Below are 15,010 nucleotides of genomic sequence, written 5' to 3' on the forward strand. Positions count from 1 at the left end.
TGGCTACCGCACACGGCAGGAGCCTCCGCGGGCCGACCACGCGGGTCGGTCACGCGACCGGGGCCTCTCCGGCGTGCCCGAAAGCGGGAGTCTCCGTGATCCCCCCGGGAGTTCGAGGCGAGATGAAGACGAGATGACGAGTGGACCGAACATACGCATGGCGGCCCTGACCGGGCTCGCTCCGGCGGTCTGGGGCAGCACCTACCTGGTGACCACCGAGCTGCTGCCGCCGGACCGCCCGCTCCTGGCGACGACCCTGCGGGCCCTGCCCGGCGGTCTGGTGCTGCTGGCCCTCGGCCGGAAGCTGCCGGCCGGCAGCTGGTGGTGGCGCGCGCCGGTACTGGGCGTCCTGAACATCGGCGCCTTCAACTTCCTGCTCTTCTTCGCGGCCTACCGGCTGCCGGGCGGCATCGCCGCCATGATCATGTCGGCCCAGCCCATGTTCGTCGTGATCCTCGCCGCTCTCCTCCTCGGCGACCGGATCAGAGCCCACCACGCCCTGGCCTGCGCCATGGGCGCCGGGGGAGTGGCGTTGCTCGTCTTCAGAGGCACGGCGTCGCTCGACGCCTTCGGAGTCCTCGCCGCGGTCGGCGGTGCGCTGTGCATGGCCCTGGGCATCACGCTGACCAAGCGGTGGGGCCGGCCGCCGGACGTCGGTCTGCTCACCTTCACCGGATGGCAACTCACGGCCGGCGGACTGGTCCTGCTGCCGTTCTGGCTGTCGCTGGAGGAGCTGCCCGACGGCTTCACCGGATCCAACATCCTCGGGTTCGCCCATCTCATCACCCTGGGCGCGGTCCTGAGCTACATCGTCTGGTTCCGGGGCATCGAACGCCTGCCCGCCGTCGCGGTCTCCTTCCTCGGGCTGGGCAGTCCGGTCGTGGCGACACTGCTGGGCTACCTCGTCAAGGGCGAGACGCTGTCCGCCCTCCAGCTCGTCGGCATGGCCGTCATCCTCGGGGCGGTCGTGCTCGGCCAGCGCGCACCCGGACCGCGAACCGGAGAGACCTCGCCAACCGCTTCAGCGCCTCCCGCCCCTGCCGCGCCTCCCACCCCGCTCGCCCCTCCAGACCGCTCCCGACCACGCTCGACCACTTCCGGAGAGATGACATGACCACTGACGACAGGGCCGTTCGGACGGCGCAGGACAAGACTGATCCTCCGGCCACGACGGGGAAGCAGACATCGCCGGTCCGGGGCTGGCTCGGCGTGGCTGCCATCACCGCCAGCCTGTTCGTCTTCCTCACGACCGAACTGATGCCGATCGGCCTGCTCACCCCGATCGGCGAGAGCCTCGACGTCTCCGTGGGCGCGGTCGGTCTCATGGTCACGGCGCAGGGTGTCGCGGCCGGTCTCGGTGTGCCGTTCATAGTGGCGTGGAGCCGCCGCGTGGACCGGCGCCGCCTGCTGACCGCCCTGCTCGTCGTCCTGGCGGTCGGGAACCTGATCACCTCGATCGCCCCGAACTACCCACTGATCCTGGGCACCCGGCTGGTCATGGGCTTCGCCAGCGGCGTCTTCTGGGCCATCGGCGTCAGCATGGCCATGCGCATCGTCCCGGAGCGGCACGCCAATCGCGCCGCCGCCGTCGTGATGTCCGGCATCTCGGTCGCCACCGTCGTCGGCATCCCGCTCGGCACCCTGCTGGAGAGCGCCGGCGACTGGCGCAGTACGTTCCTGATCTGGTCCGGGCTCAGCGCTGTGGTGTTCCTCGCGGTCGCCGTCACGGTTCCATCGCTGCCGTCGGCGAACGCGGTCCCGGTCCGCGAGGTCTTCGGTCTGCCGCTCAGGAACGTACCGCTGCGCGTGGTGCTGTTCATGGTCGTGTTCTTCGTCCTCGGCCACTTCGGCGCGTACACGTTCGTCCGGCCGTACCTGGAGGAAGGCGCGGCCGCCACCGGCGGGTTCATCACCGTCGTCCTCATCGTGTTCGGCATCGGGGGCGCGGTCGGCAACTTCATCGGCGGCCGGACGGTCGAACGGAGCATGCGGGGCAGCTTCGTCGTGGGTGGTCTGATCATGATCGCCGCTCTGCTCATGTTGTTGACCGTGGGCGCGAACGACGTCGGCGTCATCACCGCGATGGCGCTGTGGGGCCTCGCCTTCGGCGTCGTCCAGCTCAGTCAGATCAACCTGACGCTCGCGGCGGCGCCCGAGGCCTTCGAAGCGACGATGTCGCTCAACACCATGGCCTACAACACCTGCATCGCCCTGGGCGCCCTCGTCGGCGGCCTGTTCGCGGACCACGCGGGCGTCACGAGCGTCGTCCGGTTCGGCATCGTCCTGGTCGCGCTCGCCGTGATCCTCGGCGCCGCCACCGGTCGCGGCACGGCGACGCGGGCGACCTGACCGTGCGCGTGTCCTGATGACTGTGTCCTGACGGCCCTGTGACCCGATGCCCCGGCCGCTGATGGCCCCCGGTCCCTGATGGCCCGGCCCCGGCGGCCGGGCGTGAGGCGGCCCTCCCTTGATCAGCGCATTGGTCCGGTCCAAACTGGCCACGGGCGGACTAGGGGGATGTCATGTCGGATACGACGTCGGCCACAGGGGACCTCCGGCGTGGTCCGCGAGAGGAACAAGTCGCGGAGCATGGGGAGGTACGAGGCGCGGGGCATCGGGAGGTGTACCGCGCGGGACAACTCGACGAACTGGCCGAGGAGCAAGGCGATACGCAAGGCGAGGTCGGCCCACGGGTCCAGTCGTTCCGCCGCCGGGCCGGGCTGAGCCAGGAGGCGGCCGCGTCACGGGCCGGGGTCAGCACCAGGGCGTTGCGCGACATCGAGCGCGGCCGCGTCCGCCGGCCCCGGCCGCACACGCTCCGCAGCCTGGCCGAGGCGCTGGCGCTGAGCGGCGAGGAGCTGGCGGACCTGCTGGCCGCCGCCGCCCGCACCGGGCCACCGCGCGACACCGGCCGCCCGCGCCTGCTGATCCTCGGCCCGCTCGCGCTCCGACGCGGCCGGACACCCGTACCGGTCACCAGCCCGATGCTGCGCCGCCTGCTCGGGCTGCTCGCGCTCAAGCACCCCGAGCCCGCCACCCAGCAGGAGATCACCGACATCCTCTGGCCGTCCGGGCCGCCGCACTCCCATCCGAGCCTGATCCACACCTACGTCAGCCAGGTCCGCCGGCTGCTGGAACCGTGCGGCCCGCGGACCGACCCGCCGCCGACCGTCGTCCGGACGCCCACCGGCTACCGGCTGGAGGCGTCCCGGAGCCAGATCGACCTGGGCCACTTCGACGAGCTGCTGGCCCAGGCGGAGCGCCTGCGCCGAGCGTCGGATCCGGAGCCCGTGCACGCGTCGCTCACCCAGGCCCTGCGGTGGTGGCGGGGGCCCGTCCTCGCGGACGCGGACCCGGTGCTGCGCAGGCACCCGGCCTCGGTGGCTGCCGACGAACGACGGGTCAGAGCCGTGCTGTTGTACGCCGACACGGCGCTGTCGCTGCGCCGCCCCGGGCAGGCCGTCCCGGTGCTCGGGGACCTGGTCGCCACCGAGCCGCTGCACGAGGGCCTGCACGCCCGGCTGATCCTCGCTCTCGCCGCCTGCGGTGAACAGGCCGCCGCACTCGATGTGTTCGGCCGGCTGCGCGACCGGCTCGACGAGGAGCTGGGCATCGAGCCCGGCCCGGAGGTCCGCGAGGCGCACCTGCGCGTGCTGCGCCGCCAACATCCGCGCGCCCAGCGCCTCGACGACTCGCACCCTGCCCTCCGTACGGTGAGCGTCGGCCCGGTCCCGGCCCAACTGCCCGCCGAGGCCGACACCTACGTCGGGCGACGGCCTCAGATACGGGCGCTGGACGCCCTGGTCCATGCGGATCCGGCACGGCGCTCGCACCTCGCGGTGGTGGTCGGCGCGCCCGGTGTCGGCAAGACCGCCCTCGCGACGCACTGGGCGCACGCGCGGCGTGAACGCTTCGCGGACGGACAGCTGTTCGTCGACCTGCGCGGACACTCCCGGCTCCCCGCCCTGCGGCCCGGCGACGTCCTCGCGCAGTTCCTCCGGGCGCTGGGCACCCCGCCGGACGAACTGCCCGAGGACGAGGACGAGGCGGCGGCTCTGTACCGTACGCTGCTCGCCGACCGGCGCCTGCTGATCGTGCTGGACAACGCGCGCGACGCCGAGCAGGTCAGACCGCTCATCCCGGGCGCCCGGGGCTGCGCGGTGGTGATCACCAGCCGGGGCGAGCTCTCCGGGCTGGTCTCCAGCGACGGCGCGCGTCGCATCGCCCTGGACGTGCTCGGCCCGGACGAGGCCTGCCGACTGCTGGGCGGCATCGTCGGCGCGTGCAACGTCGCGGCCGAGAACGACGCGGCCCGCGGGCTCGTGGCGCTGTGCGGCGGTCTGCCGCTGGCCATCCGGATCGCCGGTGCCAACCTGGTGGCCCGCAACGCCCGTATCGCCGACCACGCCGCAGAGTTGGCGGGTGAGGACATCCTCGGCCGGCTGCACATCGAAGGGGACCGGCGTTCGGCCGTGCGGTCCGCCTTCGACCTCTCCTACCGCGTGCTCCCGGCCGGGGCGCGACGGATGTTCCGGCTCCTCGGCCTGATCCCCGGCCAGGAGTTCACCCCGGAGGACGCCGCAGCTCGGGCGGACTCGACACCGGCGGCAGCGGCCGGACTCCTGACGATCCTGGCGGACGCCCATCTGGTGCGGCAACGAGCGCTCGGGCGTTACGAGTTGGACGTCCTGCTGCGCGCTTACGCCCGCGAGCTCGTCCGGAGCGACGACGAGCAAGACGACGGGCAGCCCCGCCACGGACCGGACGACCGGCAGGACCACCGGCGGCAGAGCCACGGGTGGCAGGACCACGGACCGGACTTCGGGCTGGACAACTGCTCCGGCAGTTCCGTCCTTTCTGCCGGTTCCTGCGGCTAGACCGACAGCGACCGCCATACCCGCAGGTCAACGTACGTTCCCTCGGCCGCGACCGGCCTCCTGGGCGCCCTCGTTCTCTCTGGCCGGACTGGAGGAGCGCGGCCAGACCGTAACCGTACGGTTGCCGCACCGCAGGACCACCCCCCTCCGCGCCGATCGACAGGAGCGCCCGCATGAGCCGGTACGACCGACTCGCACACACCTCATCGGTGCGCCGGGTCCAGCAGGAGATGGGCAGCGCCACGGCGGCTCGCCGTCGTCTGCGGGAGCCGGCGGAGGAGGCCGAGCCGCTCAACGGCACGGCGGCCGACTTCATCCGGAGCCTCGACGGCTTCCTGTTCGCCAGCGTCGGTGAGACCGGCTGGCCGTACATCCAATTCCGGGGCGGGCCACCGGGGTTCGTCCACGTCCTGGACGAGCACACCCTCGGCTATCTGGATGTCCGCGGCAACCGGCAGTACATCACCACCGGCAACGTACGCGGCAACGACCGCGTCGCGCTCTTCTTCCTCGACCACGCCCGGCAGACCCGCCTGAAACTCTTCGGCCGTGCCACCGCCGTACCGGCCGACGAGCACCCCGTACTCGCCGAACGCCTGGACTCGCCGCGTACCGAAGGCAGGGTCGAACAGCTCGTCACCGTCCGGGTCGAGGCCTTCGCCTGGAACTGCCCCAACCACATCACGCCCCGCTTCACCCGACGCGAACTCTCCGACGCCCTGGGGCCGGTCCACGACCGCCTCGCGCGGCTGGAGCGGGAGAACGCCGCTCTGCGGGCGGAACTCGCCGCGCGACACCGCCCGTTGCCGCCGCCACGCGGAGCCTACGACGCGCACGACCGACGACCGAAGGACTGAACGACCATGGAAGAACGCCTGGCGGAGCACGAACACGCCACGGTGGTCACGGCCCGGTCGGCGAACGGCGGGATCGGAGGGGCCGGCGGGACCGGCCGGACGCCGCCGCCGGGGCAGCCCGCGATCTGGTCCCGCAACTTCCGGTACTACTTCGTCGCCCGCAGCGCCGGACTCCTCAGCTGGGCCATGCTGCCGGTCGCCGTCGCCGCCGGTCTGCTCATCGACGGGTACGGTCTGGACGCCGCGGGCTACTCGATGGCCTTCCTGGTCGCCCCGTTCGCGGGCCTGGTGCTGTTCGGCGGGGTGCTCGCCGACCGGTTCACCGCCCGCCGGATGATGATCATCGCGGATCTGGCCAACCTCACCGCCCACATCCTGCTCGCCCTGCTGTTCATCCACGGCATCGACCACCTCTGGCAGCTGTACGCGCTGCTGGTGGTGGCCGGGACCGCCAACGCCCTGTTCCAGCCCGGCGCTTCCTCGACCGTCCCGCTGGTCTCCCGCGACGTACAGGGCGCCAACGGGGTACTGCGCACCTCCGAGGCGATCACCGGGCTGGGCGGCCCCGCGCTGGCGGGCGTCCTCGTCGGGTTCGGATCGACCGGCTGGGTGATGGTGATCTCCGCCGTCGCCTACGGGACCAGCGCGCTCTGCCTGTTCGTGCTCCGGCTCGGAACGGTGCCCGCCCCGCCGCCCGGCGAGGGCCTGTGGCGCAACCTCGCGGTCGGCTGGCGGGAGTTCCGCGCCCGCAGCTGGCTCTGGGGCGTGATCGTGATCTGGATGTTCTACGCGGTGCTTTCCTGGGGGCCGCAGCTGTCGGTGGCCGCCGGTGTCATCGTGCCCGAGCACGGCGCGCGGTCCTTCGGCCTGATCAACGCCGCGCTGGGCGCCGGAACCGTGATCGGCGGCCTGCTGGCGATCCGCTACAAACCCGAACGGCCGCTCGCCGCAGGGGCGGTGGCTATGCTGGCGTACCCGCTCTACCCGCTGGGCATCGTGCTCGGCCTGCCGGTCTGGGTGCTCGCCACCGCTCAGGTCGCGGTCGGCGCCGGGATCGGCGTCTGGGGCGTCATGTGGGCTACCAGCGTGCAGACCCAGGTGCCGGGCGAGATGCTCAACCGCATCCACGCGTACGAGGTCGCGGGATCCGTCGGCATGTATCCGATCGGCAGCGCGCTGGCGGGCCCCGCCGTCGGCGCGTTCGGCACCGACCAGGTGCTACTGGTCGGCGTCGTCGTCTCCTTCCTCACCGCCACCGCCCTGCTGGCCGCCCGCCCGATCCGCACCCTGCGCCGGGTGCCGGACCGCCGCTGAGGCCGGGTCACCTGTGTCGGGGGGCGGGGGAGCGGTGGATACGGACGGAGCGGATGCGGGCCGGGCGGCCGACCCGGGGCATGCTGTGAGGCGGGGGTACGCAGAAGCGCGCCACGGCGACGGCGGAGGGCGGTCCGGTGCTACGCATCCACTTCACGGCGGAAGACCTCGCGCGGACCCGGGTGGCCGCGACGATCGGAGCCGCGGCGGAGACCTACTACGGCCTGGAGGTGCTGCGGGAGCACCAGGACGTCTCCTGCTTCCGCCGGTGGCGGTCGGAGGTCGCGGGCCGCATGGGCCCGGACACCCGCCCGCTGACGTCCTTGCTCCCGCCGCGCGGCCCGGGGCTCGACCTGCTGGCCCTGATGGGCGATGTGCCGTCTCTGGACCACGCCGTGGACAACTGGATGTCAGCCCCCGCGGCCCGGCTGCGGCGCGAGTTCGAGGGCGTCGACTTCGCTCCCGTACACCGCTCGTGGGCCCGTCGGGTGTACGGCGGAGACCGCGAGGCGCGACGCGACTTCGCCGACGCGGTACGTGCCTGCCATCGGGCGGCCGTGGAGCCCTACTGGAACAAGGGGCGCTCCGAACTGGTCGACGCCTCCGCCCGGTTCACGCGTCTCATGCTCGACGGAGGCGTCGACCTGCTGCTGCGCTCGCTCTGCCCACCGCTGCTGCGCTGGCGTCCGCCCGTGCTGGAGGCGCCCTACCCGCGCACCGTCGAGGTGCGTCTCCAGGGCCGGGGGCTGGTCATCACGCCCACGGTCTTCTCGCCGCTCGCCGTCAGCCTGCTGTGGGATCCGCTCGACACCACGCAGCCGCCGCGCCTGACCGTGCCGGTCCTCGGCGAACCGCTGACCGGAGCCGGAACGGCCGGGCCGGACGGATCTCCCGGCCGGAACCTTCAGGCGCTGCTCGGCCGCACCCGGGCCGCCGCGCTGCAGGTGACGGCGGAGGGCTGCACGACGACGGAGCTGGCCCGCCGCCTCGGCGTCTCGGCCCCGGCCGCCAGCCAGCACGCGACCGTGCTCCGCAACGCCGGACTCATCACCACCAGCCGCCGGGGCGGGGCCGTGCTGCACCTCGTCACACCGCTGGGACGCACGCTGCTGAGGACGGGGTCCTACCCCCTGCACGCCGGTCCTCCTCCGGCCGCCCCCCTTTAAGGCGTGGCTTAAGAGCTGGGGCGAGCGCCACCGGATCCTCCACCATGTGAGCCGCACACCGGCACACGTCCTGGAGAGATGTCTTGATGTCACACCGTCGGTCGGCCGCGGTCGCCCTGGGCTCGATGCTTCTGCTCGCCGGCTGTTCGGGCGGCGACCGGGAGGGCCCGGCGGCGGGCGCCGACCCGGGCGGCACCCCGCCGCCGAGCGTGTCCGCCCCGGTGTACACCCCGTTCGAGAAGTTCCCCGGCGACGAACTCCTCCACACCGGCATCGGCGAGCCGCTCGGCGTCCGCGTCAAGGCCGTCGACGCGATGTGGACACCCGAACTGGCCGGCGAACCGGCCGCCGCTGGACGGCACTTCCTCGCGGTGTACGTCGCGACGACGGGTGAACTGCCGGACCGCGCGGTGAAGAACGCCCGGCTCACCGACCTGATCTTGCGCATCACACCCGCCTCGGGCACCTGCGGGAAGGGCCCGCGCCTCCAGGAGGGCGAGATCGACTGCGTCACCGAGGCCTATCCGCGCAGCCAGCTCGCCGAGGTCGCCGACGGCGAGTGGCGGAACTTCTCCTGGACCAACATGAGCGTCATGGGATCGCCCATCCAGCGGGGCGAGACGAAGATCGGCGTCTTCGGATTCAGCCTGCCCGACACCGTGGACCCCACCGCCTTCGAGCTGTGCGCACCGACCAAGGAACACCCCGTCGACACCACGGCCTTCCCGTGCGTGCCGGTGAAGGCACCTGACAACAAAAGGAGTTGAGCGGCCCCCGCCCGCTCGCGGCGTCCCCGCCCGCTCGCGCCCCCGCCCGCCTGCGGCCCCAGCTCGCTCACGGCGTCCCTCACTTCGGTGCGCCCCGGCTGTACGCCCGCCACAGCGCCGCGTACTCACCGCCGTGCGCCAGCAGTTCGTCGTGCGTGCCCTGTTCAGTGACCCGGCCGCCGGAGAGCAGCACGATACGGTCCGCGTCGCGCGCCTGGTCCAGACGGTGCGCGACGATCACACTCGTCCGGCCCCGGGTCACCCGGGCGAGCGCCGTCCGCAGCTGATCGCCGGCCGCCGCCCCGGACTCGGCCGTGGCCTCGTCGAGCACGGCCACGGGCGGGTCGGCGAGCAGGACGCGGGCCAGCGCCAGGTGCTGGACCGAGCCGTCGTCGAGAGAGGTGCCGCCCGGCCCGATGACGGTGTCGGGCCCGGACTCCAGGCCCTCCGCCCAGTCGGCGCCCACCGTGCGCAGAGCGTCGCGGAGCTCCTCGTCGGACGCTGCGGGGCGGGCCAGCCGGAGATTGTCCGCGAGGGTGCCGCCGAACCGGTGGACCTCCTGCGTGACCAGGTACCGGACGGCGGGCGTCCCGGACGCCCCCACGGTGATGCGGCCGCCCGTGGGCTCGCCCATGCCCGCGATCAGCCGGGCCAGGGTGGACTTGCCCGAACCGCTCGCGCCGACCAGCGCGACACTGCCGCCCGCCGGCACGGTCAGCGTCACCTCGCTGAGCGCCGGGCGCACACCGTCGTACGAGAACGAGACGTCCTCCACCGTGATCCGCGGCGGCTCCGGGGCACGCGCCGGGCGCGGCACCACCGCCGTGTCGCCCCGGGCGTCGCCGAGGTCGGTGATCCCGACCAGCCTGGCCAGGCCCACCGTGGCCCGCTGGATGTCGTCCAGACTGCCCAGGAGCGCGCCAACCGGGCCGAACAGGCGGTGGAAGTAGAGGGCGGCCGCGGTGGCCGCGCCGAGCGAGATCGCCCCCGAACCGAGCAGCGCGTACCCGGTCGCGAGGACGGCGGCCAGGCCGAGGAACTCCGCCGCGTTCAGCCACCCCGTGAAGCGGTTGCGCAGCCGTACGCCGTCGCGCTGGCGCTCGATGGCCCGCTCGCCCCGGTCGGAGACCTCGCCCAGGTGCAGGTCCTGTGTTCCGTAAGCGCGAATCGTCTCGGCCCCGTGCACCGCCTCGATGACACTCTGCCCCCGCGCGGACTCCAGCCGCCGGATGTCCCCGTACACCTGGTGGGTGCGGGTGAGGAACCGGCGGGTGGCCAGGACGTGGACGGGCAGGCAGACCAGGCCCGCCAGGGCGAGGCGGGGATCCAGGACCGCGAGCCCGACCAGGCTCAGACCGATGGTGAAGGCCGCTCCGGTCACATCGGGCAGGACATCGGACGCCGCCTCCGAGATCGCCTCGACGTCGTGCGTCACCCGGGAGACCACATCCGAACTGTCCGAGGACTCCACCATGTCGACGGGCAGCCGGATCGCGGTCGTGAACACGTCCTCGCGCAGCGCGGCCAGCACCTCCTGGACCAGGGCGACCAGCAGCCGCCCGCCCACGAGGGCGAGGGCCGCGCCGGTGGCCGCGACGAGCAGCAGGGCGACGCCGAGCGCCGTCACCCGGCCGCGGCCGGACCCCTCGGCGACCGCGTCGACGATGCCGCCGAGGAGGGGCGGGGTGGCGAGGGTGACCGCGGTCCCGGCCAGCAGAGTCAGCAGCGCCGCGCCGAGCCGGAGGCGGTGGACGCCGAGCCGGCGCAGCAGCTCCCGCCGGGTCCGGCGGGGACCGGCGATGGGCAGGGTGGCGGGTACCGGAGTCACCGGGGGGTTCCGTTCGGTTCGTGGCGGTCGGCGGCGGGTTCGATGTCGGAGACGGTCGCGGAGGCGGGCTCGGAAGCGGTGCCGGAGTCCTTGCGGGGCTCGGCGCAGGGTCCGGCGTCGGCGTCGGCGTCGGCGGAGAGGTCGACGACCCGGTCGCAGGCGGAGAGCAGGATGCCGCTGGTGGTGACCAGCAGCGTGGTCATGGGCAGCGCGCGCAGGCCTTCGGCGATGCGCTGCTCGGTCGCCGGGTCGACGGCCGTGGTGGGCTCGTCGAGGACGACGACGTCGGCCCCGGAGTGCAGCGCGCGCGCCATCAGCAGCCGTTGGCGCTGCCCGCCGGAGAGCTTGCGCCCCCGCTCGCCGACCTCGCACCCGTCGCCGCCGATGTCCTCGATCACGTCGTCGACCATCGTCGCCCGCAGTACGGCGGGGTCGGGGTCGCCGCCCTCGGGCACGAGGTTCGACCGCAGCGTCCCGGAGAACACCGCGCCGTGATGGGGCGGCGCGACGACCGACTCCCGTACCCGCTCAGGCCCCAGCTCGACGGCGTCGACGCCGCCCACCAGGAGTTCACCGCGAGCGAGCGGGACGCGGTAGCCGAGCCGGTCGCCGATGTCCCGGGCGTGGGCCGGCCGGCCGGGCACGACGCCGACGAGCTCGCCGCGCCCCAGCCGTACCGGTTCGTCGCGGCCCGGCGGATGCCAGAGCAGCGCCGGGGCGAGGGCGTCGGCCGCCTCCGCGGGCCGGCCGCCCCGGGTGGCCGGGACGGCGTCGATCAGGGGCGGTTCGTTGATCAGGTCGCTGAGCCGGCGGGCCGAGGCGCGCTTGTGGATCCAGTTGGAGGCGAAGGTGCCCACATGGGCGAGCGACCCCTGGAGGAACTGGGCGAGGCCCAGGACGGTGACGAGCTGACCGATCGTGATGCTCCCGTCGAGAGCGAGATACCCGGAGGCAGTGGCGAGCGCGGCCAGGAAGAGGCCGGACAGCAGCAGGCTCACGCAGCTGTACGTCAGCACCGACCGCGCGGCGGCGACGGCACCCCTGCGCGACGCCTGGCTCGCGACGCGGTAGCGACGGGCCGCCTCGGCCTGGGCGTTCATGCCGGTGACCACCCGCAGACCGGTGATCATGTCCGTCGCCACCTCACCCGCGCGCGCCGCCGAACTCTGCTCCGCCAGCCCCCGCGCCTCCAGCGGCATCGAGATCCGGCGCATGATCAGCAGCACCAGGACCGTACCGGCGATCACGCCCGCACCGAGCGGGAGGGAGATCAGCAGCAGGGCCGCCGACGCCGTCAGGATCGCGGTGACCGTGGACGCCTGCTGGACGACGCTCCAGGACACCCCGGCGACACGGTAGGTGTCGGAGGAGACCAGCGAGAGCGCCTCGCCCGCCCCGGGCCGCCGCCGCAGCGAGAGCGGGTCCAGCAGCCGGGCCATCGTGCGCCGGCGCAACGCCTGTTCGCCGTATCCGTACACGGTCACCATCGCCGAGGAGGCCCGCTGGTACGACAGGGACAGCAGCGTGAACACCCCGGCGAGCACGGTGAGCCACCCGAGGAGAGCCCGGCCGTCGGAGGGGGCCAGCGCATGGTCGATGACGACCCCGATGAGGATCGGCACCAGGGCCTCGCACAACTGGTGGACCATGAACGCGACGGCGGTCAGCCCGAGCCGCAGGCCACGCCCGTCCCGCACCAGCGCGGTGCGGAACAGCGCCTGTACGGAGGCGGGTTCGTGCCCGCGGTGCACTGCGGGAGGACGTGCTCCCGGGCCCTTCGCCGGGTGTCCCGCTGCCGGGGGCCGGGCCGGCGGGGTCGTGGTGCTCACGGATGTCTCCTCGGGAGAAGGGAGAAGGGAGAAGGGAGAAGGAGGAACGGGCCGTGCCGGGGAAGCGTCCGCCGTGCGGTCGTCGGCGGGGGCTCGCGCGTACCGCCGGGCGCTCATCGGCGGCGGCCCGCGTACTGGCGCGCGAGCAGCCAGGCCAGGTAGGCGCCGCCGACGCAGACCGTGACCACGCCGACCGGCAGGTCGATGCGCTGGGCGATGTAGTCCGCGCCGACCAGGACGGCCGCCCCGGTCAGGGCGGCGGGCACGATGCGCAGAGTGGTGGAACTCCGGGTCAGCCGCTGGGCGATCTGCGGTGCGGCGAGGGCGATGAAGGCGATCGGGCCCGCCGCGGCGGTCACCAGCGCGGTGAGCGCCACCCCGACGACCGTGGCGGTCAGCCGGGCGCGCTGGGCGCGCACCCCGAGCGCGACGGCCGCGTCGTCCCCCATCTCCAGATGGACCAGGGGACGCACCACGAGGGCGGAGCCGACCAGAAGAGCGGCGAACACGAGCGCGGTCAGGCGCAGTTGCTCGAAGCCGAGCCCGCTGAGCGACCCGGCCCCCCAGGTGGCCGCCAGCATCGCCTGCTGCGGGCTGACGGAGAGGAGCAGCATCGAGGTGATCGAGCCGAGGAACGCGCCGACGGCGATGCCGACGATGATCAGCCGGAACGGCTGGAGGCCGCCCCGGTAGGCCAGCACGTACACCAGCAGCGCCGTCAGGGCCCCGCCGATCAGCGAACCCGACGCCACCGCCAGGTAGTTGGCGGTGCCGAGCAGAAGCATCACGACACTCGCGCCCGCGTACGAACCGGAGGCGAAGCCGATGACGTCGGGCGAGCCGAGCGGATTCTTGGTGAGCGACTGGAACAGGGCGCCGCTGATCGCCAGCGCAGCCCCGCACACCGCGGCGAACAGCAGTCTCGGCAGCCGCCAGGTGACCACGACGAGCCGGGCCCGGGGATCGGCGTCCGGGTCGAGGAGGGCGGACAGCACCTGGACGGGCGTCAGGCTGATCGATCCGGTGCCCAGGGTCACGACGCCCAGCGCGCCGACCACGACGGTCAGGACGGCGCAGACGAGGACGGCCCGCCGGTCGATGCGCAGCGCCACCCCGCCGCGCCGCAGGGTCCAGGTGGTCCGGCCGAAGCCGACCTTGCCGGGCCGCCGGATCGTGCTCCGGGGGCGTACGGTGCCGGCCGGCGGCGGAGCGGCAGGAGGCGGCTGGGGCACGGTTCGGGTGCTCACAGGGTGCTCACCTTCCGCCGCCGGACGAGGGCGACGAGGACAGGGGCGCCGACGAGCGCCGTGACGAGACCGACCCGCAGTTCCCCGGAGGGCAGCACCACCCGGCCGATGATGTCGGCGATCAGCAGGAAGGCGGGGGCGACGATGACGGTGACCGGCAGGATCCAGCGCTGGTCGGGCCCCACGAACCAGCGCACGATGTGCGGCACCATGAGCCCGACGAACGAGATCGGACCGGCGACCGCGACCGCCGTTCCGGCCAGCAGGGTGACGGCGAGGATCACCACGCCCCGGGTCACCGCCGGCCGCGTGCCCAGGGAGCGGGCGATGTCGTCGCCGAGCGCGAGGGCGTTGAGCGAGCCCGCGCTGAGCAGTCCGAGCAGCAGGCCGGCGCCGATGAGCGGCAGGGCGATGGGCAGGATGTCGAGCGACCGCCCGCCGATGGATCCGACGCCCCAGAACCGCATGACGTCGAAGGTGGTCGTGCTCTTGAGCGCCATGGCGCTGGTGAAGCCGCCGCACACGGCGGTGAACGCGACGCCCGCCAGGGTGAGTTTGACCGGGGTGTCGCGATCGGCTCCGATCGAGCCGAGGGCGTAGACGAGCACGGTGAGCCCGAACGCCCCGCCCAGGGCGAACCAGATGAACTGGCCCGCGGCCGTGTACCCGAGCACGGCGACCGCGAACGTCACCGCGAGGCTCGCCCCCGCGTTGACGCCGAGGATGCCGGGATCGGCCAGGGGGTTACGGGTGAACGCCTGGATCAGCGCGCCGCTGAGGCCGAGCGCCGCACCGACGACCAGGCCGATCACGGTGCGCGGCACACGCAGTTCGCGCACCATGACGTGCTCGTCGGAGTCGTCGAAGTGGAGCAGCGCGTCCCACACGGTGCCGGGCGCGATGGCGCGCGCGCCGACCATCACGCTGAGGACGGCGACGACGAGGAGCAGACCGGCGGCGGTGAGCAGGATCAGCAGGCGGTGCCGGTGACGCCGGGCCGGGCCCGCGTCGTCGCGCGGGCCCGGCACAGCGCGCTCGGCGCCGGCGGTGAGGTCACCCGTGGGTGGGGCGGTGGTCATGGTTGTCCTTGGGGAGGGCGTCACCGGGGTGGAACGGCGGGGCGGC

Annotated in this window: 11 protein-coding genes; 7 read left to right on the forward strand and 4 right to left on the reverse strand. The window is 73.5% G+C overall.

Annotated elements, in window-relative coordinates; translation table 11 throughout:
• Positions 1–133 precede the first annotated feature (133 nt).
• The 7 genes from G3I54_RS09940 (at position 134) to G3I54_RS09970 (ending at position 8,981) form a co-directional block, all read left to right on the forward strand.
• On the forward strand, positions 134–1,114 hold the full coding sequence (locus G3I54_RS09940; protein ID WP_164613185.1) for an EamA family transporter: 981 nt from the start codon (positions 134–136) through the stop codon (positions 1,112–1,114).
• On the forward strand, positions 1,111–2,349 hold the full coding sequence (locus G3I54_RS09945) for an MFS transporter (RefSeq protein WP_164613187.1): 1,239 nt from the start codon (positions 1,111–1,113) through the stop codon (positions 2,347–2,349). The genes G3I54_RS09940 and G3I54_RS09945 overlap by 4 nt, the downstream gene beginning before the upstream one ends.
• A gap of 272 nt (positions 2,350–2,621) precedes the next feature.
• Entirely contained in the window at positions 2,622–4,877 is a 2,256-nt protein-coding gene (locus G3I54_RS09950) for a BTAD domain-containing putative transcriptional regulator (RefSeq protein ID WP_343240300.1), read from the forward strand.
• A gap of 173 nt (positions 4,878–5,050) precedes the next feature.
• Positions 5,051–5,734, forward strand: a complete 684-nt coding sequence (locus tag G3I54_RS09955; protein WP_164613191.1) for a pyridoxamine 5'-phosphate oxidase family protein — start codon at positions 5,051–5,053, stop codon at positions 5,732–5,734.
• 6 nt (positions 5,735–5,740) lie between these two features.
• Positions 5,741–7,048, forward strand: a complete 1,308-nt coding sequence (locus G3I54_RS09960) for an MFS transporter (protein WP_164613193.1) — start codon at positions 5,741–5,743, stop codon at positions 7,046–7,048.
• A 137-nt stretch (positions 7,049–7,185) separates the two neighbouring features.
• Positions 7,186–8,214 (forward strand): winged helix-turn-helix domain-containing protein, encoded by a 1,029-nt coding sequence (locus G3I54_RS09965; RefSeq protein WP_164613195.1) that lies wholly within the window; start codon positions 7,186–7,188, stop codon positions 8,212–8,214.
• Positions 8,215–8,300: 86 nt separating this feature from the next.
• The gene (locus tag G3I54_RS09970; protein ID WP_164613197.1) at positions 8,301–8,981 is read left to right on the forward strand and encodes a hypothetical protein; all 681 of its coding nucleotides are present in this window, start codon (positions 8,301–8,303) and stop codon (positions 8,979–8,981) included.
• 79 nt (positions 8,982–9,060) lie between these two features.
• On the opposite strand, the gene G3I54_RS09975 is transcribed toward G3I54_RS09970, so the two are convergent.
• From G3I54_RS09975 to G3I54_RS09990, 4 genes are all read right to left on the reverse strand, one after another.
• Positions 9,061–10,809, reverse strand: coding sequence for an ABC transporter ATP-binding protein (locus G3I54_RS09975; protein ID WP_164613199.1), 1,749 nt, complete (start codon positions 10,807–10,809; stop codon positions 9,061–9,063).
• Complete coding sequence (locus tag G3I54_RS09980; RefSeq protein ID WP_343240301.1) at positions 10,806–12,638, reverse strand: ABC transporter ATP-binding protein; 1,833 nt, start codon at positions 12,636–12,638, stop codon at positions 10,806–10,808. The genes G3I54_RS09975 and G3I54_RS09980 overlap by 4 nt, the downstream gene beginning before the upstream one ends.
• Before the next feature lie 113 nt (positions 12,639–12,751).
• On the reverse strand, positions 12,752–13,810 hold the full coding sequence (locus tag G3I54_RS09985) for an iron chelate uptake ABC transporter family permease subunit (protein WP_164613306.1): 1,059 nt from the start codon (positions 13,808–13,810) through the stop codon (positions 12,752–12,754).
• A gap of 71 nt (positions 13,811–13,881) precedes the next feature.
• The gene (locus tag G3I54_RS09990) at positions 13,882–14,964 is read right to left on the reverse strand and encodes an iron chelate uptake ABC transporter family permease subunit (protein WP_164613201.1); all 1,083 of its coding nucleotides are present in this window, start codon (positions 14,962–14,964) and stop codon (positions 13,882–13,884) included.
• Between the last annotated feature and the right edge of the window lie 46 nt (positions 14,965–15,010).

Source organism: Streptomyces sp. SID14515 (assembly GCF_010548505.1).
GTDB classification, from domain to species: domain Bacteria; phylum Actinomycetota; class Actinomycetes; order Streptomycetales; family Streptomycetaceae; genus Streptomyces; species Streptomyces caviscabies.

Coding starts and splice junctions, on each gene's coding strand:
- G3I54_RS09940 (WP_164613185.1), top strand. CDS start 134: ATGACGAGTGGACCGAACATACGCATGGCGGCCCTGACCGGGCTCGCT.
- G3I54_RS09945 (WP_164613187.1), top strand. CDS start 1,111: ATGACCACTGACGACAGGGCCGTTCGGACGGCGCAGGACAAGACTGAT.
- G3I54_RS09955 (WP_164613191.1), top strand. CDS start 5,051: ATGAGCCGGTACGACCGACTCGCACACACCTCATCGGTGCGCCGGGTC.
- G3I54_RS09960 (WP_164613193.1), top strand. CDS start 5,741: ATGGAAGAACGCCTGGCGGAGCACGAACACGCCACGGTGGTCACGGCC.
- G3I54_RS09970 (WP_164613197.1), top strand. CDS start 8,301: ATGTCACACCGTCGGTCGGCCGCGGTCGCCCTGGGCTCGATGCTTCTG.
- G3I54_RS09990 (WP_164613201.1), bottom strand. CDS start 14,964: ATGACCACCGCCCCACCCACGGGTGACCTCACCGCCGGCGCCGAGCGC.